The 23,185-nt window shown below is 60.9% G+C and carries 23 protein-coding genes; 10 read left to right on the top strand and 13 right to left on the bottom strand.

The window, feature by feature from the left end:
• Nucleotides 1–36 precede the first annotated feature (36 nt).
• The 3 genes from AC0IYH_RS20645 (at nucleotide 37) to recX (ending at nucleotide 2,156) form a co-directional block, all read left to right on the top strand.
• The gene (locus AC0IYH_RS20645; protein WP_116628443.1) at nucleotides 37–537 is read left to right on the top strand and encodes a nicotinamide-nucleotide amidohydrolase family protein; all 501 of its coding nucleotides are present in this window, start codon (nucleotides 37–39) and stop codon (nucleotides 535–537) included.
• A gap of 84 nt (nucleotides 538–621) precedes the next feature.
• The gene (recA, locus tag AC0IYH_RS20640; protein ID WP_003189042.1) at nucleotides 622–1,680 is read left to right on the top strand and encodes a recombinase RecA; all 1,059 of its coding nucleotides are present in this window, start codon (nucleotides 622–624) and stop codon (nucleotides 1,678–1,680) included.
• 8 nt (nucleotides 1,681–1,688) lie between these two features.
• Nucleotides 1,689–2,156 (top strand): recombination regulator RecX, encoded by a 468-nt coding sequence (recX, locus tag AC0IYH_RS20635; RefSeq protein ID WP_116628442.1) that lies wholly within the window; start codon nucleotides 1,689–1,691, stop codon nucleotides 2,154–2,156.
• Between the two features lie 138 nt (nucleotides 2,157–2,294).
• Here recX and AC0IYH_RS20630 read toward each other — a convergent pair whose 3' ends face one another.
• Both AC0IYH_RS20630 and AC0IYH_RS20625 read right to left on the bottom strand, forming a co-directional pair.
• Nucleotides 2,295–3,407, bottom strand: coding sequence for an LOG family protein (locus AC0IYH_RS20630; protein ID WP_116628441.1), 1,113 nt, complete (start codon nucleotides 3,405–3,407; stop codon nucleotides 2,295–2,297).
• A 294-nt stretch (nucleotides 3,408–3,701) separates the two neighbouring features.
• On the bottom strand, nucleotides 3,702–4,142 hold the full coding sequence (locus AC0IYH_RS20625; RefSeq protein WP_116628440.1) for a PA3611 family quorum-sensing-regulated virulence factor: 441 nt from the start codon (nucleotides 4,140–4,142) through the stop codon (nucleotides 3,702–3,704).
• A gap of 179 nt (nucleotides 4,143–4,321) precedes the next feature.
• On the opposite strand from AC0IYH_RS20625, the gene AC0IYH_RS20620 reads away from it, so the two are divergent.
• The 3 genes from AC0IYH_RS20620 to AC0IYH_RS20610 all read left to right on the top strand — a co-directional run bounded on the left by AC0IYH_RS20620 (nucleotide 4,322) and on the right by AC0IYH_RS20610 (nucleotide 6,269).
• A complete protein-coding gene (locus AC0IYH_RS20620) occupies nucleotides 4,322–5,041 on the top strand; it encodes a tRNA-uridine aminocarboxypropyltransferase (RefSeq protein ID WP_122774053.1) in 720 nt (239 codons plus the stop codon).
• A 139-nt stretch (nucleotides 5,042–5,180) separates the two neighbouring features.
• Complete coding sequence (gene erdR, locus AC0IYH_RS20615) at nucleotides 5,181–5,831, top strand: response regulator transcription factor ErdR (protein ID WP_101267099.1); 651 nt, start codon at nucleotides 5,181–5,183, stop codon at nucleotides 5,829–5,831.
• Nucleotides 5,832–5,906: 75 nt separating this feature from the next.
• Entirely contained in the window at nucleotides 5,907–6,269 is a 363-nt protein-coding gene (locus tag AC0IYH_RS20610) for a diacylglycerol kinase (protein WP_003172176.1), read from the top strand.
• Nucleotides 6,270–6,272: 3 nt separating this feature from the next.
• Here the strand turns inward: AC0IYH_RS20610 and AC0IYH_RS20605 are convergent, their stop codons facing one another.
• Complete coding sequence (locus tag AC0IYH_RS20605) at nucleotides 6,273–7,199, bottom strand: LysR family transcriptional regulator (protein WP_163821456.1); 927 nt, start codon at nucleotides 7,197–7,199, stop codon at nucleotides 6,273–6,275.
• A gap of 124 nt (nucleotides 7,200–7,323) precedes the next feature.
• On the opposite strand from AC0IYH_RS20605, the gene fpr reads away from it, so the two are divergent.
• Nucleotides 7,324–8,103: a ferredoxin-NADP reductase gene (fpr, locus tag AC0IYH_RS20600; RefSeq protein ID WP_003231344.1), complete on the top strand. Its 780-nt coding sequence runs from the start codon at nucleotides 7,324–7,326 to the stop codon at nucleotides 8,101–8,103.
• 56 nt (nucleotides 8,104–8,159) lie between these two features.
• Here the strand turns inward: fpr and tsaA are convergent, their stop codons facing one another.
• The 5 genes from tsaA to rimO all read right to left on the bottom strand — a co-directional run bounded on the left by tsaA (nucleotide 8,160) and on the right by rimO (nucleotide 12,125).
• Nucleotides 8,160–8,855, bottom strand: coding sequence for a tRNA (N6-threonylcarbamoyladenosine(37)-N6)-methyltransferase TrmO (gene tsaA / locus AC0IYH_RS20595; protein WP_122774052.1), 696 nt, complete (start codon nucleotides 8,853–8,855; stop codon nucleotides 8,160–8,162).
• 3 nt (nucleotides 8,856–8,858) lie between these two features.
• Nucleotides 8,859–9,320 (bottom strand): YehS family protein, encoded by a 462-nt coding sequence (locus AC0IYH_RS20590; RefSeq protein WP_032893248.1) that lies wholly within the window; start codon nucleotides 9,318–9,320, stop codon nucleotides 8,859–8,861.
• A 67-nt stretch (nucleotides 9,321–9,387) separates the two neighbouring features.
• Nucleotides 9,388–10,098: an rRNA pseudouridine synthase gene (locus AC0IYH_RS20585; RefSeq protein WP_471835961.1), complete on the bottom strand. Its 711-nt coding sequence runs from the start codon at nucleotides 10,096–10,098 to the stop codon at nucleotides 9,388–9,390.
• A gap of 112 nt (nucleotides 10,099–10,210) precedes the next feature.
• Nucleotides 10,211–10,687, bottom strand: coding sequence for a GNAT family N-acetyltransferase (locus AC0IYH_RS20580; RefSeq protein ID WP_116628434.1), 477 nt, complete (start codon nucleotides 10,685–10,687; stop codon nucleotides 10,211–10,213).
• Between the two features lie 97 nt (nucleotides 10,688–10,784).
• The gene (rimO, locus tag AC0IYH_RS20575; RefSeq protein ID WP_471835959.1) at nucleotides 10,785–12,125 is read right to left on the bottom strand and encodes a 30S ribosomal protein S12 methylthiotransferase RimO; all 1,341 of its coding nucleotides are present in this window, start codon (nucleotides 12,123–12,125) and stop codon (nucleotides 10,785–10,787) included.
• Between the two features lie 289 nt (nucleotides 12,126–12,414).
• Between rimO and AC0IYH_RS20570 the strand changes: the two genes are divergently transcribed.
• The 3 genes from AC0IYH_RS20570 to AC0IYH_RS20560 all read left to right on the top strand — a co-directional run bounded on the left by AC0IYH_RS20570 (nucleotide 12,415) and on the right by AC0IYH_RS20560 (nucleotide 15,982).
• Nucleotides 12,415–14,316: a potassium transporter Kup gene (locus AC0IYH_RS20570; RefSeq protein WP_116628427.1), complete on the top strand. Its 1,902-nt coding sequence runs from the start codon at nucleotides 12,415–12,417 to the stop codon at nucleotides 14,314–14,316.
• A gap of 126 nt (nucleotides 14,317–14,442) precedes the next feature.
• On the top strand, nucleotides 14,443–15,549 hold the full coding sequence (locus AC0IYH_RS20565) for an NADH:flavin oxidoreductase/NADH oxidase (RefSeq protein ID WP_471835957.1): 1,107 nt from the start codon (nucleotides 14,443–14,445) through the stop codon (nucleotides 15,547–15,549).
• 247 nt (nucleotides 15,550–15,796) lie between these two features.
• Complete coding sequence (locus AC0IYH_RS20560) at nucleotides 15,797–15,982, top strand: hypothetical protein (protein WP_471835955.1); 186 nt, start codon at nucleotides 15,797–15,799, stop codon at nucleotides 15,980–15,982.
• 144 nt (nucleotides 15,983–16,126) lie between these two features.
• Here the strand turns inward: AC0IYH_RS20560 and AC0IYH_RS20555 are convergent, their stop codons facing one another.
• The 5 genes from AC0IYH_RS20555 to AC0IYH_RS20535 all read right to left on the bottom strand — a co-directional run bounded on the left by AC0IYH_RS20555 (nucleotide 16,127) and on the right by AC0IYH_RS20535 (nucleotide 23,185).
• Nucleotides 16,127–17,752, bottom strand: coding sequence for a glucan biosynthesis protein D (locus AC0IYH_RS20555; RefSeq protein WP_122774049.1), 1,626 nt, complete (start codon nucleotides 17,750–17,752; stop codon nucleotides 16,127–16,129).
• Nucleotides 17,753–18,061: 309 nt separating this feature from the next.
• Entirely contained in the window at nucleotides 18,062–19,924 is a 1,863-nt protein-coding gene (locus AC0IYH_RS20550) for an NAD(P)-binding protein (RefSeq protein ID WP_471835954.1), read from the bottom strand.
• A gap of 63 nt (nucleotides 19,925–19,987) precedes the next feature.
• Complete coding sequence (locus tag AC0IYH_RS20545; protein ID WP_471835953.1) at nucleotides 19,988–21,412, bottom strand: gamma-aminobutyraldehyde dehydrogenase; 1,425 nt, start codon at nucleotides 21,410–21,412, stop codon at nucleotides 19,988–19,990.
• Between the two features lie 44 nt (nucleotides 21,413–21,456).
• Nucleotides 21,457–22,266: an ABC transporter permease gene (locus AC0IYH_RS20540; RefSeq protein WP_025856826.1), complete on the bottom strand. Its 810-nt coding sequence runs from the start codon at nucleotides 22,264–22,266 to the stop codon at nucleotides 21,457–21,459.
• Nucleotides 22,256–23,185: an ABC transporter permease gene (locus AC0IYH_RS20535; RefSeq protein ID WP_122774041.1), complete on the bottom strand. Its 930-nt coding sequence runs from the start codon at nucleotides 23,183–23,185 to the stop codon at nucleotides 22,256–22,258. Before AC0IYH_RS20535 ends, AC0IYH_RS20540 begins: the two co-directional genes overlap by 11 nt.

Below are 23,185 nucleotides of genomic sequence, written 5' to 3'. Positions count from 1 at the left end.
GGGTAGGCGAACCCCTGCCCACGTCTGGAGACGACCGTGAAGGAAATCACTCAACTTGCCGCTGATCTGGGCCGCCGTCTACAGGTGCTCAATGCGCACGTCACCACCGCCGAATCCTGTACCGGCGGCGGTATTGCCGAAGCCATCACGCGGATTCCAGGGAGTTCGGCCTGGTTCGAGGCGGGGTATGTCACTTATTCCAATCGGCAGAAGACCCGCCAGTTGAATGTGCCGGAGGGGTTGTTCGCCAAGGTCGGCGCTGTCAGCCAGGAAGTGGTGGAGGCGATGGTGCGTGGCGCGCAGGAAAAAAGCCTGGCGCACTTTGCCGTGGCGGTCAGCGGTGTAGCCGGTCCGGATGGCGGTTCGCCGGACAAACCGGTGGGCACCGTGTGGCTTGCTTTCGGCGTTGGCGACGAGGTGACGGCCGAGCTTGCGCACTTCACTGGCAACCGTGATGAGGTCCGCCGACAAACGGTTAAGGCCGCGCTAGAGGGCTTGTTGCGACGAGCTGCAGCAGAAATAGAAAATCAGGGGTAGGCGATCTCCGATCTTTGTGGAACAATACTGTCTACTTATACAGGTGTTGGCCGCCCCGGCCTTATTGATTACGTGAGGACTTTAATGGACGACAACAAGAAGAAAGCCTTGGCTGCGGCCCTGGGTCAGATCGAACGTCAATTCGGCAAGGGTGCCGTAATGCGTATGGGCGATCACGACCGTCAGGCGATCCCGGCTATTTCCACTGGCTCTCTGGGTCTGGACATCGCGCTCGGCATTGGCGGCCTGCCAAAAGGCCGTATCGTTGAAATCTACGGTCCTGAATCTTCCGGTAAAACCACGCTGACCCTGTCGGTGATTGCCCAGGCACAAAAAATGGGCGCCACCTGCGCGTTCGTCGATGCCGAGCACGCCCTCGACCCTGAGTACGCCGGCAAGCTGGGCGTCAACGTTGACGACCTGCTGGTGTCCCAGCCGGACACCGGTGAGCAGGCCCTGGAAATCACCGACATGCTGGTGCGCTCCAACGCCATCGACGTGATCGTGGTCGACTCCGTGGCTGCCCTGGTACCGAAGGCTGAAATCGAAGGCGAAATGGGTGACATGCACGTGGGCCTGCAAGCCCGTCTGATGTCCCAGGCGCTGCGTAAAATCACCGGTAACATCAAGAACGCGAACTGCCTGGTGATCTTCATCAACCAGATCCGTATGAAGATCGGTGTGATGTTCGGTAGCCCGGAAACCACCACCGGTGGTAACGCGCTCAAGTTCTACGCTTCGGTCCGTCTGGACATCCGCCGTACCGGCGCAGTGAAGGAAGGTGACGAGGTTGTCGGTAGCGAAACCCGCGTTAAAGTCGTCAAGAACAAAGTGGCCCCGCCTTTCCGTCAGGCCGAGTTCCAGATTCTCTACGGCAAGGGTATCTACCTGAACGGCGAGATGATCGACCTGGGCGTGCTGCACGGCTTCGTCGAGAAGTCCGGTGCCTGGTATGCCTACAACGGCAGCAAGATCGGCCAAGGCAAGGCGAACTCGGCCAAGTTCCTGGCGGACAACCCGGATATCGCTGCCACGCTTGAGAAGCAGATTCGCGACAAGCTGCTGACCGCAGCCCCCGACGTGAAAGCTGCCGCCAACCGTGAACCGGTTGAAGAAGTTGAAGAAGCCGACACTGACATCTGAAGCAAACGATGACAGTTGTACTGGATACACTCGTCGCCGTTCGGCGCACTGCGATGGACCTGCTTGCTCGCCGCGAGCATGGTCGAGTCGAGCTGACGCGTAAACTGCGTCAGCGCGGCGCAGAGCCTGAGATGATCGACACGGCCCTCGACCGTTTGACGGAAGAGGGGCTGTTGTCGGAAGCCCGTTACCTCGAAAGTTTTGTCTCCTACCGAGCCCGTTCCGGCTATGGGCCCGCGCGAATTCGCGAGGAGTTGAGCCAGCGTGGTCTGCAGCGCGCCGATATCGACCTTGCCCTGCGTGAGTGCGGTATCAGCTGGCAGTCGCAGCTGGAAGATACCTGGCGTCGCAAGTTCTCTGGCCATCTGCCTATCGATGCCAAAGAGCGTGCGAAGCAGGGGCGCTTCTTGAGCTATCGCGGGTTTTCGATGGAGATGATCAGTCGCTTGTTCAGCGGTCGGAGTATGGACGACTGAATCACGGCGATTGGCGAGTTATTGTGGCGAGGGAGCTTGCTCCCGCCGAGCTGCGAAGCAGCCCCAAATTCCCAAATGCCTGACCACAAAAAAGACCCACTATGAAAATAGTGGGTCTTTTTTTTTGCCCTCAAAAAATCACGCCGGCTCTGGCGCCACCCGCTGCTGCGCCTTCCCCTGAGCCTGTGCCCAGTTCTCCGGCAAATTGATGTAGTCCACCAACTCTCGCAGTCGGCCCTGATCGCGCCCATTGAAGTTGAACACCAACCGCGTCAAATGGCTGAACCTCGGTTCATCATGTTCCTCTCCCGTATAGGCGAGCTGCTGGAAATCTCCACTCAATCGCAGGCTGGCGAACTCGCTTTGCAAATGGGCCAGCGCCCGGTCACTGAGCGGGTGATGCATGCGCACCACAAACTCGCGTTTCAACCAGCGCGTGGAATGGAAGTTGGCATAAAACTGATTGATCTCTTCCACCGCTTCTTCAGCGCTGTAGACCAACCGCACCAACTTGAGGTCGGTAGGCAGGATATAGCGATTGGCTTCCAGTTGGCTGCGGATAAAGTCCAGCGCGCCTTGCCAGAAACCGCCGCCGGGTGCATCCAGCAATACCACCGGCACCAGTGGGCTCTTGCCGGTCTGGATCAGGGTCAGTACCTCCAGGGCTTCATCCAGGGTGCCGAAACCGCCCGGGCATAACACCAGCGCGTCGGCTTCCTTGACGAAGAACAGCTTGCGGGTAAAGAAGAAGTGGAAGGACAGCAGGTTCTCGGTGCCATCAATGGTCGGGTTGGCGTGCTGTTCAAACGGCAGGGTGATGTTGAACCCGAGGCTGTGTTCCAGGCCGGCTCCTTCGTGGGCGGCCGCCATGATGCCGCCACCGCCGCCGGTGATTACCATCAGGTCAGACTGCGCCAACAGCGCGCCAACCTCGCGGGCCAAGGCGTACAGCGGGCTTTCTGCCGGCGTGCGTGCCGAGCCAAATACGGTGACCTTGCGTCGGCCCTTGAACTGTTCCAGCACGCGAAAAGCGTGGTCCAGTTCGCGGATGGCGCGCAGGGTGATTTTGGCGTTCCAGCGGTCACGGTCGTCCTGGGCCATGCGCAGCACGGTGAGGATCATGTCGCGATACAGGGGGATATTCGGGCTGCTGGGGGCGATCAGCTGGAGTTGAGCTTCGACCTGTTGCGTGAGGTCGGTCCCGTTTATTTCAAATTCATGGAGCAGGAGGTCATTCGATTCATCAGGCATTCAACTTCTCCTTCTTTACAGGGCCTGGGTAGCCGACAAGCGATCGTCGGGGCCACGACACTGCATGTGTCGTTGCATGCCGCAGGAGGGCATGCCTCTTTTGCCCTGAAATTGTTACAGAACAGCAGTGAAAACGACTGAGCGTGGACAGATGGGATGGCCTGATCATGGGCCGAAAAACCCTTGGCTGGCAACCGCTTATTCGTCACTCAGTGGGGAGTTTTGCTGCCTGCGGGGAGTTGAAGCGGGGGAGTGCGCGCCACCGGGCGGCAGCGCGCGAAGGTCAAGCTGCGCTTACTTTTTCTTCTTCGCCGCAGCCGGTGCCGGGCAGTCTGCTTCTACAAACTTGACCGACGCCACGGGGCGATTGGTCTTGTTCTCGGTGATTTCGTAGCGCATCACGGCGCCTTTGGCCATCAGCTCGCGATAACCCTTGTTCAGGCACACGCTTTGCCCCAGCTGGAAGTACACAGCTTTGGGGTTGGCACGCATCTGTTCGGCGCGATCAGGCATGACGCTCAGGTGGTCGATCAGTTGCATGCCTTCAACGGTGTAGGCCACTTCCAGGGTTTTCTCGTCGATTTCCCGGGGCAGGTCCTTGTTGCTTTCCGCCGCGACGCTTTGCAGCTTCCGGTTCATTTGGGCCTCCAGCAACGAGGCCGCCTGGGCGCCCACGGGCAGGACCAGCGCAAGCGCGACGGTTGGGACAACAAGGCGCAGCATGGAACGCAGCATGAAACTCTCCTGATTCGGTTACTGGTGCATAGACCAGCCACTGCGCTGTGCGTTCAGTGGCGCGCGATTATAGGTGACGCCTTGCCACTACAGCCAGGCGTATCGCTGGTAAACTGCGGCCACTTTTGTCTGCAACGAGTTTTTTCCGTGCTGATTTACCCCGCCCTGCGGCACCTGCGATGAGCCACGCCGTCTCCCGGCTGCGTACCCAGCGCCTGGCACGCGCCATTAAGCCCTTCGTCAATCGAGGTTCCCGTGCAGAGCGTTGCCCTGGCTGCCGGGTAATTCCCGAGTATTGCCTGTGTGCCTGGCGCCCCAAGGTCGAAGCCAGGTCGGCCATGTGCCTGCTGATGGCTGACGTCGAACCGATGAAACCCAGCAACACCGGCTGGCTGATCGCTGACGTGATCGACGACACCCACGCATTCGCCTGGGCGCGCACCGAAGTCGACCCGGATTTGCTCGCCTTGCTGGCTGACCCGCAATGGCAACCCTACATTGTATTCCCTGGCGAATTCGTGGCGCCTGAGCGAGTGGTCAGCGAGGTCAAGGTGGAGGAGGGCAAGCGCCCGCTGTTCATTCTGCTGGACGGCACCTGGAGCGAAGCGCGCAAGATGTTCCGCAAAAGCCCGTATCTGGAGCATCTGCCGGTATTGAGCCTGGCCCCCGAGCAGCTTTCGCGTTACAAACTGCGCCGCTCCAAGCGCGATGACCATTTCTGCACCGCCGAGGTCGCGGCCCTGTGCCTGGAACTGGCCGGCGATGGTGCCGCCAGCGAGGTGCTGGACGCCTACCTCGATGTTTTCAGCAGCCATTACCTGGGCGCCAAGTTCCTGTTGCCGCTGGACCCGACGGACGCTGTCCACACACGGCTTGCGCCCTATATCCCTGCGGTATAAACAGACGACGTTTGCATGATGGCACCGTATCCCTGCAACCCGCTAAAATGCCCACGGGCGTAGTGCTTGACCCCCCAGGCTGCGCTGGGCATGCTGGGCGCCGATCAGGGCACCCCTAAAAAACAGGATCATTTAATCAATGGCCACATACGAAATCCTGATAGCCGATGACCACCCGCTCTTTCGCAGCGCGCTGCATCAAGCCGTAACCCTGGGCCTTGGTCCGGATGTACGCCTGGTCGAAGTGGCCAGCATTGCCGAACTGGAAGCCCGCCTTACCGAAAAATCCGACTGGGACCTGGTGCTGCTCGACCTGAACATGCCCGGCGCCTATGGTTTCTCGGGGTTGGTGCTATTGCGTGGGCAATACCCGCAGATCCCGGTGGTTATGGTCTCGGCCCAGGAAGAAGCCGACGTGGTGGTGCGCTCCAAGGAGTTTGGCGCCAGCGGCTTCATTCCCAAGTCCAGCGCGATAGAAGATATCCAGAAGGCCGTACGCACGGTACTGGATGGCGACGTGTCCTGGCCGCCGCAGGCGTTTGAAGAAATCAACGTGTCCGACGAAGCCAAGGCCGCCCGTGATGGCCTTGCCAGCCTGACGCCCCAGCAGTTCCGGGTGCTCACCATGGTCTGCGAAGGGTTGTTGAACAAGCAGATTGCCTACGAGCTGAGCGTGTCGGAAGCGACCATCAAGGCCCATGTGACGGCGATCTTCCGCAAGCTGGGCGTGCGGACACGCACCCAGGCGGCGCTACTGTTGCAACAACTTGAGTCAATTTCGCAGCATTAAGCTGTCAGCGGTTCACGCTTTTTTGACTTGGCGTGAACTAGTTTCCCCACTCCTTCAGTTCAGTTGCCTACGTCTATGTCGCCTTTCAAGGGTCAAACCGGTATCAAACGTATTTTCAATGCAGGGGGTTACTCCCTGGATGGCCTGCGCGCGGCGTTCACGGGCGAGGCGGCCTTCCGTCAGTTGGTGTTGCTCAACGTTATCCTGATCCCGCTGAGCTTTTTCCTGAATGTCAGCCGGGTCGAGCGCGCGCTGCTGATCGCGGTATGCCTGTTGGCGCTGATCGTGGAGTTGCTCAATTCGGCGGTAGAAGCCGCCATTGACCGCATCTCCCTGGACCGCCACCCCCTGTCGAAAAACGCCAAGGACATGGGCAGCGCTGCGCAATTCGTGGCACTGACCATGATTACCCTGGTGTGGGCCGTGATCCTTATCTAAGGCTCAGGCAATGCTCGGCAGCACGATTTCATCGCTGCGCTGAACCCCCGCGGTAAAGGCGCGGCACAGTTCCAGGAACTCGCGCATCGCCGAGGTCTGGTACTTCTGTTTATGCCAGATGAAGTAGAACTGCCGGGCCAGGTCCAGGTCCGGGGTTTCCACCGGTACCAGGCTGCCGCGGCGGAACGCGTCGCGCAGCGCCAGCCGCGAGATGCAGCCAATCCCCAACCCCGACTCCACCGCCCGCTTGATCGCCTCGGTGTGTTCCAGTTCCAGGCGGATATTCAGCGAGCTACGGTGATGGCGCATGGCTTGGTCAAACGTCAGGCGCGTGCCCGAACCTTGTTCCCGCAGGATCCACGCTTCGTGGGTCAGCTCCTCCAGCGTCGCCACGCCGCGCTTGGCCAGGTGATGCTGCGGCGCGCAGAACACTACCAATTCATCCTCGACCCAGGTTTGCACCTCGATGTCCGGGTGGCTGCAGTCGCCTTCGATTAGACCCAGGTCAATTTCGTAGTGCGCAACCTGGTGCACGATATTGGCCGTGTTCTGCACATGCAGCTTCACCTGGCTCTCGGGATGTTGCTGCATGAAGCTGCCGATCAGCAAAGTGGCCAGGTAATTGCCGATGGTCAGCGTGGCACCCACCGCCAGGGAGCCGAAGCCGGACTTGCCGTTGAGCAGGTCTTCGATCTCCTTGGCCTGGTCCAGCAGCGCCACCGCTTGGGGCAATAGCTGATGGCCGAGGGCGTTGAGGCTCAGGCGTTTGCCGGCGCGGTCGAATAATTGGCAGCTGGATTGACGCTCCAGCTCGGTGATCGAGGTGCTGGCGGCGGATTGAGATAAGGCCAGAAGGCCAGCAGCGCGCGAGACGCTTTCCTGCTGGGCGACGGCGACGAAGACTTGCAGTTGACGGAGAGTAAATCGCATATCGATATAACCGATAACCCTTATCTTAATAATCCAGTTAACAGATATTGTCGCCGCCATTAGAATACTGTGCAATTGCGCATCTCATCTTTGGCGCAGACCCATTTCCAGGAGTTCCCCGTACATGAGCAACATGAACCACGAGCGTGTCCTCAGTGTTCATCACTGGAACGACACTCTGTTCAGCTTCAAGTGCACCCGCGATCCGGGCCTGCGCTTCGAGAACGGTCAGTTCGTGATGATCGGCCTGCAACAGCCTAACGGCCGCCCGCTCATGCGCGCCTACTCCATTGCCAGCCCGAACTGGGAAGAGCATCTGGAGTTCTTCAGCATCAAGGTGCCCGATGGCCCGCTGACTTCCCAATTGCAGCACTTGAAGGAAGGCGACGAGATCATCATCAGCAAAAAACCGACAGGCACCCTGGTGCTTGACGATTTGAAGCCGGGCAAACACCTGTACCTGCTCAGCACCGGTACTGGCCTTGCTCCGTTCATGAGCGTGATCCAGGACCCGGAAACCTACGAGCGTTTCGAAAAAGTGATCCTGTGCCACGGCGTGCGTTACGTCAACGAAGTCGCCTACCGCGAATTCATCACCGAGCACCTGCCGCAGAACGAGTTCTTCGGCGAGGCCCTGCGTGACAAGTTGATCTACTACCCGACCGTGACCCGCGAGCCGTTCGAAAACGAAGGCCGCCTGACCGACCTGATGCGCAGCGGCAAGCTGTTCACAGACATCGGCCTGCCTCCGATCAACCCCGAGGACGACCGCGCCATGCTGTGCGGCAGCCCAAGCATGTTGGACGAGACAAGCGAAGTGCTGAACAGCTTCGGCCTGAAAGTTTCGCCACGCATGCGTGAGCCGGGTGATTACCTGATCGAGCGTGCGTTCGTCGAAAAATAAACGCGGTCAAAAAAATGTGGGAGGTGGCTTGCCCCCTCCCACATTTTGTTTCCGGTTTATTCAGCTGGAAGGATTTCCAACACACAAATCATCCCAGCCTCTGGATAGTGCCAACGCACATCCACATCCCAAAACTGCGCACCATATTCCCGTTCCGGCCCAGGCGTCTGATACGCCGGCCGTGGGTCTTGCGCCAAACACTGCTCGATCAACGCCACCAACGGCTCGCCAAGGCGCTGGGCATGGTCTTGTGCCTGATGCAACGCAGTCTTTAACCACTGCACCGGAATCAGCTGTGGCGCGCCGCTGGCCATGCTGTTGGTGGCCGTGTCGATAATGTCGGCGTAGGGCACATACGGCTTGATATCCAGCACCGGCGTGCCATCGAGCAAATCAATCCCGGAAATCCACAGCCGCCCCGGCTCGACCTTGTCCAGCTTGACCACCGACTGGCCAATGCCATTGGGCCGATGAGTCGCGCGGGTGGCGAACACGCCCATGGACGTATTGCCGCCCAGGCGCGGCGGTCGCACTTTGAGGCGTGGCTTGTCTTCCAGGGCCTGGTGGAACAGAAACAGCAGCCACACATGGCTGACCTGCTCCAGGCCCTGCACCGCCTCACCCCCATCGAACGGTGCTACCAGCTCCAGCACACCACGGGCGGCCGGCGCCAGTTGCGGCTGGCGCGGGATGGCGAACTTCTCCTTGAAGCAGGAGCGCACGAAGCCGACGGGGGAGACGTTGTAGCTCATGGCTTACGCGCGAACCCGCAGGGTCAGGCCCTTGAGGAAGTTGCGCAGCAACTGGTCACCACAGGTGCGGTAGTTGGTGTGGCCGAACTTGCGGAACAGCGCGCTCAGCTCAGGCTTGGACACCGGGAACTCGGCCGCCTTGAGGATGGCGTGCATGTCGTCTTCCTTGAGTTCGAAGGCCACGCGCAGCTTTTTCAGGATGATGTTGTTGGTCACCGGGGTTTCGATCGGCTGCGGCGGGCGGCTTTCGTCCTTGCCACGCTTGAAGATCACCAGGCCATCGAGGAAATGCGCCATCACCTCGTCCGGGCAGAACACAAAGCCTTCTTCCTCGTCTTTCTTGAGGTAGGTCAGCAGGTCATCCTTGGTCACGTCCATGCCGCCGAGCTTGATGATCTCGACCATCTTGTTGTCGCTGATGTCGAGCATGTAGCGAACGCTGCGCAGTACGTCGTTGTGAATCATGGTGGGCAATCCTGGTATTCAACTGAGGACACCGCCCATCAGGCGGTGTCGAGAAAGGGGCAGCGGCTTAGAACTTCTCTTTGCCGGACAGGTAGCGCCATTGGCCGACCGGCACTTTGCCGATGGACACGCCGCCAATGCGAATGCGGCGGATGGCAATGACTTTCAAGCCAACGGCTTCGCAGAACAGTGCGATGACGCCGGGCTGGGGGTTTTTCAGCGCAAAGCGCAGACGGTTTTCGTTCTGCCAGCTGGCTTTTACCGCCGGCAGCTCTTTGCCTTTGTAAGTCAGGCCGTGGTTCAAGCGGTTGAGGCCATGGGCAACCATTTCACCTTCGACCTCTACCACGTATTCCTGCTCGATCTTGGCGGCATCGGCGGTCAACTTGCGCAGGATTTTCCAATCCTGGGTAAATACCAACAGGCCGCTGGCCTTGGCTTGCAGGTCGGCGCTGGCGGTCAGGCGCAGGAAATGCCCCTTGAGCGGGCGCTTGCTGAAGCGGTGTTCTTCGGAGAGGGTCTCGGCGCTGATCGACGCCATGGCCGTCTCGGCATCCACGCCAACCGGCGCGTGCAACAGGATGGTTACCGGCTCCGGCACGGTGGCCTTGGCGTCGGGGTCCAGTTCGACCTTTTGCGTGGTGACCTTGAACTGCGGCTCGTCGATCACTTCACCGTCCACCGAGACCCAGCCGCCTTCGATAAACAGCTCAGCCTCCCGACGGGAGCAGCCGACCAGTTCGATAAGGCGTTTGGAGAGGCGTATGGGGTCAGTCATGACAAGGGCCGTAACAAAAGGGGGCGGCTATTGTACCTTTGTGGGAGCGGGCTTGCTCGCGATAGGATCACCTCGGTCCCAATTAAAACCCAAATGCTCGTATCGCCGCGATCTAACTCAGACCTCCAGCGGCCTGCTGCACCTGGCGCAGACGCATATGCAGCAACGGATAAGGCTGCCCCAGCCCGTCATGCTCCGTGCGTCCGATCACTTCGAAGCCTTGCTTGAAATAGAACTCCAGCGCCTGCGGGTTTTGCTCATTCACATCCAGTCTTTCGGCGTTCAGGCACTCGATCGCGTAACGCAGCAATTGCCGGCCCAGGCCCAGGCCCCGGTGCTGCGGGTCGATGTACAACATCTCGACCTTGCCTGCGGCCACACCGGCAAACCCGGTAATGCGTTGGTGTGAGTCTTTGGTGCAAATCAGCATCACCGTGTCCAGATAGTGCGTCAGCAGCAGGTTCCTCAGCCGTTCGATGTAGCTGTCCGGTAGAAAATCATGGGTGGCCCGTACTGAGGCCTCCCAGAGCTCAGTCAATTTCTGATAATCGCTGGTGTTGGGTGTATGGATAACCGAATGCCGACGCATGCTCTCTGCCCTGCCTGATGATTGGCGATGGGCAAACGATAGACGTAAAAAAGCCCCAAATCTTGATCAGATCCAGGGCTTTTCAGAGGTACGGCAATCAGTCGCGCTTTTGCGCCCACAAGTCGTATTCGTCGGCGTCGGTCACGGTGCACCAGACCTTGTCGCCCGGCTTCAAGCCGCTGGCATCGTCGATAAACACGTTGCCGTCGATTTCCGGCGCGTCGAAGAAGCAGCGGCCAACCGCGCCTTGCTCGTCGACTTCATCGATCAACACTTCGATTTCCTTGCCGATGCGCAGTTGCAGGCGCGCCGAGCTGATCGCCTGTTGGTGCGCCATGAAACGCTCCCAACGGTCCTGCTTGACGTCGTCCGGCACCACGGCCAGGTCCAGCAGGTTGGCCGGGGCACCTTCCACTGGCGAGTACTGGAAGCAACCGACGCGGTCCAGCTGCGCTTCGGTCAGCCAGTCCAGCAGGTACTGGAAGTCTTCTTCGGTTTCGCCAGGGAAACCGACGATGAAGGTGGAACGGATGATCAGCTCCGGGCAGATCTCGCGCCAGTTCTTGATGCGCGCCAGGGTCTTGTCTTCGAAGGCCGGGCGTTTCATGGCCTTGAGCACTTTAGGGCTGGCGTGCTGGAACGGGATGTCCAGGTACGGCAGGATCTTGCCGGCGGCCATCAACGGGATCAGCTCGTCCACGTGCGGGTACGGGTAGACGTAGTGCAGGCGCACCCACACACCCAGGCTGCTGAGGGCTTCGCACAGCTCGGTCATGCGGGTTTTCACCGGCGCGCCGTTCCAGAAACCGGTGCGGTATTTCACGTCCACGCCATAGGCGCTGGTGTCCTGGGAGATCACCAACAGCTCCTTGACGCCGGATTTGACCAGGCGCTGGGCCTCGTCCAGCACATCACCGACCGGGCGGCTGACCAGCTTGCCGCGCATCGACGGGATGATGCAGAAGCTGCAGCTGTGGTTGCAGCCTTCGGAAATCTTCAGGTACGCATAGTGGCGCGGGGTCAGCTTGATGCCTTGCGGCGGCACCAGGTCGATCAGCGGGTTGTGATCCTGACGCGGCGGCACCACCTGGTGCACGGCATTCACCACCTGCTCGTACTGCTGCGGGCCGGTCACGGCCAGCACGCTTGGGTGCACCTTGCGGATATTGCCTTCTTCCACGCCCATGCAGCCGGTCACGATGACCTTGCCGTTTTCCTTGATTGCTTCGCCGATCACTTCCAGCGACTCTGCCTTGGCCGAGTCAATGAAGCCACAGGTGTTGACCACCACCACGTCAGCGTCCTGGTAGGTGGACACGACGTCATAGCCTTCCATACGCAGTTGCGTAAGGATGCGTTCGGAGTCGACCAGGGCCTTCGGGCAACCCAGGGAAACAAAGCCAACCTTGGGGTTGGCCTTTGCGATGGTGGTGGACATGTCTAACCTCGGTATTGAATGACGCCGCCAGTCGGGCACGACACGGCGGTAGACGGGCACTTGGTGTGCCTCTGATCAAAAAGTGCGCAATTCTAGCGACGGGCAGCGCACTTGACCAGCTTTATGCAGGGAAATGCGACGAGTGCTGCGCTATGCTTCGCGCCGTTGCCCACAGGTGAAACCCCGGGGTCAATAAAACGTCTGTTACGAGAAGTAAAACAGCGCATGCTAGGGTCAGCTTAGACGCGTTGTTTATAAAAGACCGCAGGTCAAAGGGCAGGAGTGGTTGATGGGTCACGCGAGTAGTCAGGCAGCAGGTGCCGAACAGTCCAATGCCAAGCCTATCGGCATGCTGGTGGCGGCGGTCGGGGTGGTTTATGGCGATATCGGCACCAGCCCGCTCTACACCCTTAAAGAGGTGTTCAACGGCGGTTATGGGGTGCAGGTCAACCATGACGGCGTATTGGGGATCCTGGCGCTGATTTTCTGGTCGCTGATCTGGGTGGTGTCGATCAAGTACATGCTGTTTGTGCTGCGCGCCGACAACCAGGGCGAGGGCGGCATCATGGCTCTGACGGCGCTGGCGCGACGGGCGGCGGGGGAGCGCAAGAAGTTGCGCAGTTTCCTGGTGGTCTGTGGCCTGTGCGGCGCGGCGCTGTTCTACGGCGACAGCATGATCACCCCGGCGATTTCCGTCTTGTCGGCCGTGGAAGGCCTGGAGCTGGCGTTCGACGGCCTGGAAAAATGGGTGGTGCCCATCGCCCTGGTGGTGCTGGTGGCGCTGTTCCTGATCCAGAAACACGGCACCGACCGCATCGGCAAGCTCTTCGGGCCGGTGATGGTCACCTGGTTTCTGGTGCTGGGCGGCCTCGGCGTGTATGGCATCACCCTGCATCCTGAAGTGCTCCAGGCGATGAACCCTATGTGGGCCGTGCGTTTCTTCGAAGCGCACCCCGGCATCGGCGTGGCGATTCTTGGCGCGGTGGTGCTGGCACTGACCGGCGCCGAAGCGCTGTATGCCGACATGGGCCACTTCGGCCGCAAACCCATCGCTCGCGCCTGGTTTATCCTGGTGCTGCCGGCGCTGGTGCTCAACTATTTCGGCCAGGGCGCCATGCTGCTGGGTGATCCGGAAGCCGCGCGCAACCCGTTCTACCTGCTGGCGCCGAGCTGGGCGCTGATCCCGCTGGTGGTGTTGTCCACCCTGGCCACGGTGATTGCGTCCCAGGCGGTGATTTCCGGTGCGTTCTCGTTGACGCGCCAGGCGATCCAGCTGGGTTACATCCCGCGCATGCACATCCAGCACACCTCCAGCGCCGAGCAGGGCCAGATCTACATTGGCGCGGTGAACTGGTCGCTGATGGTCGGCGTGATCCTGCTGGTGCTGGGCTTCGAGTCCTCCAATGCGCTGGCCTCGGCCTACGGCGTGGCGGTGACCGGCACCATGTTGATGACCACCATCCTGGTCTCGGCGGTGATGCTGCTGCTGTGGAAATGGCCACCGGTGCTGGCCGTGCCGGTGCTGGTCTGCTGCCTGTTGGTGGACGGCCTGTACTTTGCCGCCAACGTGCCGAAGATCATCCAGGGCGGCGCCTTCCCGGTGCTGGCCGGGATCGTGCTGTTTGTGCTGATGACCACCTGGAAACGCGGCAAGCAATTGCTGGTGGAACGCCTCGACGAGGGCGGCCTGCCGCTGCCGATCTTTATCAGCAGCATCCGCGTGCAGCCGCCTCATCGGGTGCAGGGTACCGCGGTATTCCTCACCGCGCGGCCCGACGCCGTTCCCCACGCGCTGTTGCACAACCTGCTGCATAACCAGGTGCTGCACGAGCAAGTGGTGTTGCTCACGGTGGTCTATGAAGACATCCCGCGCGTACCCGCCGCGCGGCGCTTCGAGGTGGATGCCTACGGTGAAGGGTTCTTCCGCGTAATCCTGCACTTCGGCTTTACCGATGAGCCGGACGTGCCCGAAGCCTTGAAGCTGTGCCATCTGGACGACCTGGATTTCAGCCCGATGCGCACCACCTACTTCCTCAGCCGCGAAACGGTGATCGCCTCGCGCATCAAGGGCATGGCGCGTTGGCGCGAAGGCCTGTTTGCGTTCATGTTGAAGAACGCCAACGGCAACCTGCGCTTCTTCAAGCTCCCGGTAAACCGGGTGATCGAGCTGGGTACCCAGGTCGAAATGTAAGCTGCTGCTGCACGGGAGCCGGCAATCGGCTCCCGCTTTGCGTCTGAACCCTGTGCAATCCACTGTTGTCGACTAGGCTCTAAGCACTGTTTGAATAGTGCCCACAGAACCCAGAAGAGGTGCGCCATGAGTCAGCTGCTCGAACCCTATACCCTGCGCCAATTGACCCTGCTCAACCGCATTGCAGTGTCGCCGATGTGCCAGTACTCCAGTGTCGATGGCCTGGCCAATGACTGGCACCTGGTCCACCTCGGCAGCCGCGCCGTCGGGGGCGCCGGCCTGATCTTCACCGAAGCCACCGCCGTGACCGCCGACGGCCGCATCACCGCCGAAGACCTCGGTTTGTGGAACGACGCACAGATCGAACCGCTGCAACGCATCACCCGCTTTATTGCCGCCCAGGGCGCGGTGGCGGGCATCCAGCTGGCCCACGCCGGGCGCAAGGCCAGCACCCATCGGCCGTGGCTCGGCAAGCACGGCAGCGTCAAGCCGGCCGATGGCGGCTGGGTGCCGGTAGGCCCATCGCCGATTGCCTTTGACCCGCAGCACACCCAGCCCAAGCCGCTGGACGAAGGGCAGATCCAGCAGGTGATCGCCGACTTTGTCGCCGCCGCCAAGCGCGCGTTGACCGCCGGTTTTGAAGTGGTGGAAATCCACGCCGCCCACGGTTACCTGCTGCATCAATTCCTTTCGCCCATCAGCAATCAGCGCCAGGACCAGTACGGCGGCTCCTTTGAAAACCGTATCCGCCTGGTGCTGCAAGTGACCGAGGCGGTGCGTGAGGTGTGGCCACAAGAGCTGCCGCTGTTTGTGCGGGTGTCGGCCACCGACTGGGTGGAGGATGGCTGGAACCCCGATGAAACCGTAGAACTGGCCCACCGCCTCAAGGCGCTGGGCGTGGACCTGATCGACGTGTCCTCGGGTGGCACCGCCGCCAACGCCGAAATCCCCACCGGCCCCGGCTACCAGACGCGCTTCGCCGAGCGTGTGCGCAAAGAGTCGGGCATCGCCACCGGCACCGTAGGGATGATTACCGAACCGGCCCAGGCCGAGCACATCCTGCGCACCTGCCAGGCCGACATCATCTTCCTCGCCCGTGAGCTGCTGCGTGACCCGTACTGGCCGCTGCATGCCGACGATGACCTGGGCGGGCGCAAGGCCACCTGGCCGGCGCAGTACCAGCGAGCGACTCATCGCGATCAACCGATTCATGAGTCTGACCTTAGGGATTGACGCCTACGGCCTATCAAAAACCCACCCTGATCCGGTGGGTTTTTTTATGGGTGATGCTGTGGGACAAGACTGTAGGTCTTTGTTACCTAATCAGTTTTTTAAGTGAATACTCTAAAAAAATCCCACGCGTGGTGAGATTGTTTCTACGCTTAGGGTAAGTCTGATTTCTGGCCCAGGGAGTCAGGATCTTCACGGGATGCAGGTGATGGGCACCAGGAGTTTTGATCGATATCAGGAGAAGCAGTCCATGGCCAAGTCATATGGTGTTGCGGGTGTGGTGGCGTCTTTTCTGGCGCGCAGCGGGGTCTTGCGGGGTAGCCGGTTGAGTTCGGATGAGGCCGAATTGCTCGCGCAGTATCGCGCCCTGACCGAGAGTGACCAGGTGGCGATGCGGTATCTGATTGGGGCGATGAAGAGTGTGTCGCGGTTCTAGAACCGATGCAGAACAAATGTGGGAGGGGCGGTGCGACGATTCGACTTGCCCCCGATAGCGGTGTGTCAGCCAGCACATCTGTCACTGGCCCACCGCCATCGGGAGCAAGCCCCCTCCCACACAAGCTCATTCCTACCTTTAGCGTCAGGTGTACTTACGCAGCTGCGGCGCAGGCGGGAAGTACTGGTACAACCAGGTCTCACTCAAGGTGCGGTCCTGGGTGCGGATAAACAGCCGCAGTTCCACCGGCTCCACGCTGTCGCTGGTCGGGTACCAGTCGAACAGGATGCGGTAGCCCTTGATGTTGTCGAGCACCAGCACGCTGAAGTCTTTGACTTCGCCGTGGGAGCAGGTCACCACCGGCTCGATCCCGGTGCCTTCCGGCAGGCGGTCCAGGCCGCCGCCCTTGAAGTCCACGGCAAAACGCCGTGCCCATACCTCAGGGTAATGCTCGCCCGGTGCCCAGCCTTCGGTGAAACCGCCCATGCCGGAACGGGTCGCGTCGACCTGCGCCAACGGCGTGCTCACCGGCGGCAGGGCGCTCCAGTAGAGCTTGTAGCCATAGTTGAGCGAGTCGCCGGCGGCCACCGGTTTTTTCGGGGTCCAGAAGGCCACGATGTTGTCCAGGGTTTCGCCGGTGGTGGGGATTTCCAGCAGGTCTATCGAGCCTTCGCCCCAGGCGGTGGTCGGTTCTACCCACAGGCTTGGGCGCTTGCTGTACCAGTCCACGGTGTCCTGGTAGCTGGCGAATTCATGGTCGGTCTGCACCAGGCCGAAGCCTTTCGGGTCGGTGTCGGCAAACGCGTTGAACTGCAGCTTGGCCGGGTTGTTCAGCGGGCGGCAGATCCACTCGCCGTTGCCGCGCCACATGGCCAGGCGGTCCGAGTCGTGGATTTGCGGATGGATGGTGTCGCACATGCGGCGCTCGTGGGTGCCGCAGCTGAACATGCTGGTCATCGGCGCGATGCCCAGTTGCTCGATGGTGGTACGCGCATTGATGTGGGCGTCGATGGCCATCACCACCTGGTTGGCCTGGCAGTCGATATCGAAGCGGTAGGCACCGGTGGCGCTCGGCGAGTCGAGCAAGGCGTAGACCACAAAGCGCGTGGCGTTCTTGTCCGGGGTTTCGAACCAGAACTGCGTGAAGTCGGGGAATTCCTCGCGCTTTTTCGCGTAGGTATCAATCGCCAGGCCACGTGCGGAAAGGCCGTACTGGCCGGTGGAATCCACCGCGCGGAAGTAGCTGGCGCCGAGAAACGACAGCACGTCGTGGCGGTCCAGTTCCGGCGCCTTGAACAGCTTGAAGCCGGAGAAACCCAGGTCGCCGGTCAGCTGTTTGGTGTCGACCGTGGTTTTTTCATAGTTGAACAGCGAAGGGCGGAAATGCACCTCGCGGGCTTCACGGGTCTTGGGGTCGACGCTGTGCATGCGCACCGGCGTCTTGAAACCCATGCCGACGTGGAAGAACTGCACGTCCAGCTGGCCGTTCAATTCCTTCCACAGCGAATGCTTGCCGTCGTAGCCGATGGCGTTGAAATTCTGTGGGGTCATGGTCGCCAAGGTTGGCGGCAACACCTGTTTGGTATCTTTGTACGCGGTGCCGGCGAGCTGCTTGGCCTGGGCTTTCAGCGCGTCAAAATCGAAGGCCACGGCCTTGCCATCGGCGGCACGGTTCCCGGCCCAGGCCTGCGCGGCGAGCAGGCCGCTGGCCGACAAACCGGTGTAAGCCGCAATGGCCATGGACGCTTTGAGTAAATTCCTGCGGTGCATAGAGACAACCTGTCGTGAGCAAATCCCGCGCCGTTCCTGGCACGTGCTGGATCAGAAATTACGGTTCGGACATGCCTTCGGCCAAACGCAACGGACATTAAACAGACGCCGGATAGCTTAAGCGGTTCGATGCTGTAGGAAAAATGATTGATAGCGGGGTGATGGCGTTGCAAATGCGACAAGACATTTCCGGGCCTGAGGATCAGCACTTTACTCAAGAATTATGAAGATCAAATGTGGGAGGGGCGGTGCGACGATTCGACTTGCCCCCTCCCACATTTGGTTTTGTATTGCCTGTTAAACCTTATTTCAGGCTACTTCACCCACTGCCCTGTAAGCCTCATCAATCGCTGCATGCGCATACGCACTCCAGGCCGCATCCGAGTTGGCGATGCTCACGTGCCCCACCGGCTTGCGCGCCAGGTTCATCAGCGCTTCGCTTTCGTCAGCATTATCAAACAGGCTGTTGGAAAAATACGCATAACCATGGGACCAGCGGTTCACGGTGATCCCGAGGATATCGGTTTCATGGTTGAACCCGCCCGGGCCGAGCATACGTTGCAGCTGGTCACGCAACTGCGCTTCAAGCTGCTCGAACGTCTGCCCATACAACTTGCCACGCCCGGCGCGGGCCTGGTCGCGGGCGTTCATGCCGCTGTTGGGGCTGGTGGGCACGTAGACCATGTGCAAGCCAATCGGCTGCGTCGGGTCGCGCGGGTGGTCGTAGCCGCCCATGCTCACCGGGTAGTCCAGCTTGATGCGGCTGTACGGCTGGGTGGCGGCGTAAATCTCATGCACCCCCAGTTTCTGGAACGACTGCCAGTTGCGGATCACCACCTTGGTGTACACCAGCGGGAATTTCACGTTCTGGCTCAACGCATGAGCCTGGGGCGCCGGCAGGTCTTTGAGCAGGTACGGGATCATCATGTTGTAGCAGGCGAGGATGCAGCGTTTGCCGCGCACTTGTGCGAGTTGCCCACCACGGCTGTAGCCGATGTGCACGCCGTCGCCCACATTGCGCACGCTGACCGCCGTGCTGTTCAAGCGCACGCGCACCGGGGCCTTGGGTTGGTCGAGCCTGGCATAGTCAAAGGCCGCCAGCACGATATCGTCCATGGTGTGCCCCGGCGCCACGCCCGGGACCAGGCTGCGCACCAGCAGGCGCGCGAGCGACGCGTTGCCATCCGGGAAGTGGTAGATGTAGGGCTCTTCCATTTCTGCAGCGGCCTCTTCGCTGATCGGCGCCAGGTTCATCCCGCCGAAGCCTGGGAAACCCACGCTGTAGGCATCGGAAGACGCCACCGCGTCAATGCTCAGGGCCATGAAGTCATTGGTGCGACTCTGGAAGTACTTCACCGCACCTTGCGACAACCCTACGTTTTTCAGCAGGAAATCGCGGTAGCTGGTGGCCGCCAGGTAGTCGGCCTTTTCCTCGGCGGTTTTACCGGGCAGGTAGTCCTTGGGCGCCATGTGCAGGTCGATCAACGCCTGGCGGTCGGCCGCTGGCAATGGGAAGTCATTGATAAAGTCGCTGATGGAGCGCGCATGCAACTGGTCCGGGGCGATGTCGTCGGCCACCATCGGCGTCGGGTCGCCGGTCACCAGTTTGTCTTCGCCGAAGTTTTCCTTGTCGAAAAACACCCCGCGCGACAGCCCCAGGCCGGGGTAGAACTGGCGGTCAAAGGCGGTCTCGAAACGCTTGATATTCACCCCGAGCTTTTTCAGCAGGCCGTTCACTTGCTTGCTGTACAGATGGTTTGGCGACTGGAATGCCTCGCTGCCGCCGTAGCCGATGATCATGCGGCCACCGGCCTGGAATTCATTGCGCTTGGCGTGGCCGCCGAAGTCGTCGTGGTTTTCCAGGATCAGGATCTTCGCCTTCGGGTGCTTCTCGCGGTAGAACCACGCCGCCGACAAACCGCTCAAGCCGCCGCCGACCACCACCAGGTCATAGTCCTCGGTGATCGGCAGCTTCTCGGTGTCGAAGACCTTCTTTTCCCACCCCATCTGGTGCGCCACTTCGAACGAGCCGACATGGCTGCCGCGCAGGCCGGTGAGGGCGGGTGGGTAGTAGCTGCCGTCGGGCGCGGCCTGGAGGATTTGCAGCGGGGTCATGCCGGCGGCGATAGTGATGGCGACGCCGTTGAGGAAGTCGCGGCGGGTGATGTCCATGGGGGATCCTGAATTATTGTTATAGGTTCCCGGCACCCAGGGCGGATGCCGGGATGTGCAGCCTCAGTGCTTGAACATCACATGCCGAACGGTGGTGTAGTCCTCCAGCCCGTACATGGACATATCCTTGCCATAGCCCGACAGTTTCTGACCGCCGTGGGGCATTTCGCTGACAAGCATGAAGTGCGTGTTCACCCAGGTGCAGCCGTACTGCAAGCGCGCGGCCAGGCGGTGGGCACGGCCTACATCGGCGGTCCATACGGACGAAGCCAGGCCGTAGTCCGAATCATTGGCCCAGCCGAGTACCTGTGCCTCGTCGTTGAACTTGGTCACCGACACCACCGGCCCGAACACTTCGCGGCGTACGATTTCGTCGTCTTGCTGCGCGTCGGCCAGTACGGTCGGTTCAAAGAAGAAGCCATTGCCTTCCACCGCTTTGCCACCCGTGACCAGGCGGATATGCGGCTGGGCCACTGCGCGTTCGACAAACCCGGCCACGCGGTCGCGGTGTTGTGCGGTGATCAGCGGGCCCAACTCGGTGGCGGGGTCATCCTGCAAGCCGTACTTGATGCTGGCCACGGCGGCGCCGAGCTTCTCGACAAACGCATCGTAGATATCTGCCTGGGCGTAAATGCGACACGCAGCGGTGCAGTCCTGGCCGGCGTTATAGAAGCCGAAGGTACGAATGCCTTCCACGGCCGCGTCGATATCCGCGTCGTTGAAGATGATCACCGGCGCCTTGCCGCCCAGTTCCATGTGCATGCGCTTCACGCTGTCGGCGGTGCTGGAGATGATATTCGCGCCGGTGGCGATGGAACCGGTCAGCGACACCATGCGTACTTTCGGGTGGTTCACCAACGGGCTGCCTACGGTTGGCCCACGCCCGAACACCAGGTTGAGTACACCGGCGGGGAAAATTTCCGATGCCAATTCGACCATGCGCAGCGCGGTCAGCGGGGTTTGCTCCGACGGCTTGAGCACCACGGTATTACCGGCGGCCAGGGCCGGGGCGATTTTCCAGGCGACCATCATCAGCGGGTAGTTCCACGGCGCGATGGAGGCGATCACACCCACCGGGTCGCGGCGAATCATCGACGTGTGGCCGGGCAGGTATTCACCGCCGGCCGAACCGCTCATGCAACGGCTGGCGCCGGCGAAGAAGCGGAACACATCGGCAATCGCCGGGATCTCGTCGTTCAGCGCGGCGCTGTAGGGCTTGCCGCAGTTGTCGGATTCAAGCTTGGCCAGCTCCTCGCCATGGGCTTCGATTGCGTCCGCGAGTTTGAGCAGCAGCAGCGAGCGATCCTTGGGCGCGGTTTGCGACCAGCTTTCAAACGCCGCGTCGGCGGCGCGCACGGCGGCGTCGACCTGGGCTTCGCTGGCTTCGTTGATTTCCACCAGCACGCGGCCGAGCGCCGGGTTGAATACGGCCTGGGCCGGGCCTTCGCCTTCGACCAGTTGGCCATTGATCAAGAGTTTGGTTTGCATGGTTCAGTCCTCCAGAAACAATTGTTCTTTCTTCAGTGACAAAGTTATTTACCGCCACTCCCCGCCACGCTTTCACCGCCGCGGGTCAGGTAATAGGCACCGAGAATCGGGAACATCGTCACCAGCATCACCAGCATCGCCACCACGTTGGTCACCGGCACATCCCGTGGGCGGCTGAGCTGGTTGAGCAGCCACAGCGGCAACGTGCGTTCGTGGCCGGCGGTGAAGGTGGTGACGATGATTTCGTCAAACGACAGCGCAAACGCCAGCATGCCGCCGGCCAGCAGCGCCGAGCCGAGGTTGGGCATGATGATGTAGCGGAAGGTCTGCCAGCCGTCGGCGCCCAGGTCCATCGAGGCTTCGATCAGGCTGTGGGAAGTACGGCGCAGGCGGGCGATCACGTTGTTGTAGACGATCACCACGCAGAACGTGGCGTGGCCGACGATGATGGTGAACATTCCAGGCTCGATGCCCAGGGTCTTGAAGGTCGCCAGCAGCGCGATACCGGTGATGATCCCCGGCAACGCAATCGGCAAGATCAACATCAGCGACACGCCTTGCTTGCCAAAGAACTCACGCCGATACAGCGCCGCCGAGGCCAGCGTGCCGAGCACCATGGCGATCAGCGTGGCAATGGCCGCAATCTGCAGCGACAGCTTGATCGCTTCAAGCACATCGGGCCGGGCGAAGGCCACGCTGAACCACTTCAGGGTGAAACCCTGGGGCGGAAAGCTGAACGCGGCTTCTTCGGTGTTGAAGGCGTAAAGGAAGATGATCAGGATCGGGAAGTGCAAAAACACCAACCCGCCCCAGGCTGCGATCTTCAGACCCAGCGATGATTTTTCAGAGTGCATCGAAGGCCCCCAGGCGTTTGACGATGGACAGGTAAACCGCGATCAGCACGATTGGCACCAGGGTGAACGCCGCGGCCATGGGCATGTTGCCGATGGCGCCTTGCTGCGCGTAGACCATGCCGCCGACGAAGTAGCCCGGCGGGCCCACCAGTTGCGGCACGATGAAATCGCCCAGGGTCAGCGAGAACGTAAAGATCGACCCGGCGGCAATCCCCGGAATCGACAGCGGCAGAATCACCTGCATAAAGGTCTGGCGCGGCTTGGCGCCCAGGTCGGCGGAGGCTTGCAGCAACGACGGCGGCAAACGCTCCAGCGATGCCTGGATCGGCAGGATCATGAACGGCAGCCAGATGTAGACGAACACCATGAAGCGCCCCAGGTGCGAGGTGCTCAAGGTGCTGCCGCCCACGCCGGGAATGCCCAGCACGAACTGCAACACCGGCTCCAGGCCCAGGTGCTGCACGAACCACTGCGCCACGCCGCCCTTGGCCAGCAGCAAGGTCCAGGCATAGGCCTTGACGATATAGCTGGCCCACATCGGCATCATCACCGCGATGTAGAAAAACGCCTTGGTCTTGCCCGTGGTGTAGCGCGCCATGTAGTAGGCGATGGGGAAGGCCACCACGGCGCTGGCGATCGACACCACAATCGCCATGCTCAGGGTGCGCAGGATGATGTCGAAGTTCGACGGCTGGAACAGCGCGGCGAAGTTGGCCAGGGTCAGGTCCGGGGTGACCGCCATGGTGAAGTCGTCGAAGGTATAGAAACCTTGCCACAGCAGGGTCAGCAGCGAGCCGAGGTAGATCGCGCCGAACCAGATCAGCGGCGGTATCAGCAGCATCGCCAGGTAGAGGTTGGGCTTCTTGTACAACAGGTTGGAAAACCTGCGCATCGGCGGTTGGGAAAGGGCCAGGCTCAT

The organism is Pseudomonas sp. AC463, assembly GCF_979253585.1.
This window is presented reverse-complemented; position numbering and strand designations above follow the sequence as displayed.

Excerpts from the sequence above, each read along its gene's own strand:
- AC0IYH_RS20605 (WP_163821456.1), bottom strand. The coding sequence starts at position 7,199 with ATGCGATTTACTCTCCGTCAACTGCAAGTCTTCGTCGCCGTCGCCCAG.
- AC0IYH_RS20620 (WP_122774053.1), top strand. The coding sequence starts at position 4,322 with ATGAGCCACGCCGTCTCCCGGCTGCGTACCCAGCGCCTGGCACGCGCC.
- AC0IYH_RS20535 (WP_122774041.1), bottom strand. The coding sequence starts at position 23,185 with ATGAGCCTGGCCCTTTCCCAACCGCCGATGCGCAGGTTTTCCAACCTG.
- recA (WP_003189042.1), top strand. The coding sequence starts at position 622 with ATGGACGACAACAAGAAGAAAGCCTTGGCTGCGGCCCTGGGTCAGATC.
- erdR (WP_101267099.1), top strand. The coding sequence starts at position 5,181 with ATGGCCACATACGAAATCCTGATAGCCGATGACCACCCGCTCTTTCGC.
- AC0IYH_RS20540 (WP_025856826.1), bottom strand. The coding sequence starts at position 22,266 with ATGCACTCTGAAAAATCATCGCTGGGTCTGAAGATCGCAGCCTGGGGC.
- fpr (WP_003231344.1), top strand. The coding sequence starts at position 7,324 with ATGAGCAACATGAACCACGAGCGTGTCCTCAGTGTTCATCACTGGAAC.
- AC0IYH_RS20565 (WP_471835957.1), top strand. The coding sequence starts at position 14,443 with ATGAGTCAGCTGCTCGAACCCTATACCCTGCGCCAATTGACCCTGCTC.
- AC0IYH_RS20560 (WP_471835955.1), top strand. The coding sequence starts at position 15,797 with ATGGCCAAGTCATATGGTGTTGCGGGTGTGGTGGCGTCTTTTCTGGCG.
- AC0IYH_RS20570 (WP_116628427.1), top strand. The coding sequence starts at position 12,415 with ATGGGTCACGCGAGTAGTCAGGCAGCAGGTGCCGAACAGTCCAATGCC.
- AC0IYH_RS20585 (WP_471835961.1), bottom strand. The coding sequence starts at position 10,098 with ATGACTGACCCCATACGCCTCTCCAAACGCCTTATCGAACTGGTCGGC.
- AC0IYH_RS20625 (WP_116628440.1), bottom strand. The coding sequence starts at position 4,142 with ATGCTGCGTTCCATGCTGCGCCTTGTTGTCCCAACCGTCGCGCTTGCG.
- AC0IYH_RS20590 (WP_032893248.1), bottom strand. The coding sequence starts at position 9,320 with ATGATTCACAACGACGTACTGCGCAGCGTTCGCTACATGCTCGACATC.
- AC0IYH_RS20550 (WP_471835954.1), bottom strand. The coding sequence starts at position 19,924 with ATGGACATCACCCGCCGCGACTTCCTCAACGGCGTCGCCATCACTATC.
- AC0IYH_RS20630 (WP_116628441.1), bottom strand. The coding sequence starts at position 3,407 with ATGCCTGATGAATCGAATGACCTCCTGCTCCATGAATTTGAAATAAAC.
- AC0IYH_RS20555 (WP_122774049.1), bottom strand. The coding sequence starts at position 17,752 with ATGCACCGCAGGAATTTACTCAAAGCGTCCATGGCCATTGCGGCTTAC.
- AC0IYH_RS20610 (WP_003172176.1), top strand. The coding sequence starts at position 5,907 with ATGTCGCCTTTCAAGGGTCAAACCGGTATCAAACGTATTTTCAATGCA.
- AC0IYH_RS20545 (WP_471835953.1), bottom strand. The coding sequence starts at position 21,412 with ATGCAAACCAAACTCTTGATCAATGGCCAACTGGTCGAAGGCGAAGGC.
- rimO (WP_471835959.1), bottom strand. The coding sequence starts at position 12,125 with ATGTCCACCACCATCGCAAAGGCCAACCCCAAGGTTGGCTTTGTTTCC.
- tsaA (WP_122774052.1), bottom strand. The coding sequence starts at position 8,855 with ATGAGCTACAACGTCTCCCCCGTCGGCTTCGTGCGCTCCTGCTTCAAG.
- recX (WP_116628442.1), top strand. The coding sequence starts at position 1,689 with ATGACAGTTGTACTGGATACACTCGTCGCCGTTCGGCGCACTGCGATG.
- AC0IYH_RS20580 (WP_116628434.1), bottom strand. The coding sequence starts at position 10,687 with ATGCGTCGGCATTCGGTTATCCATACACCCAACACCAGCGATTATCAG.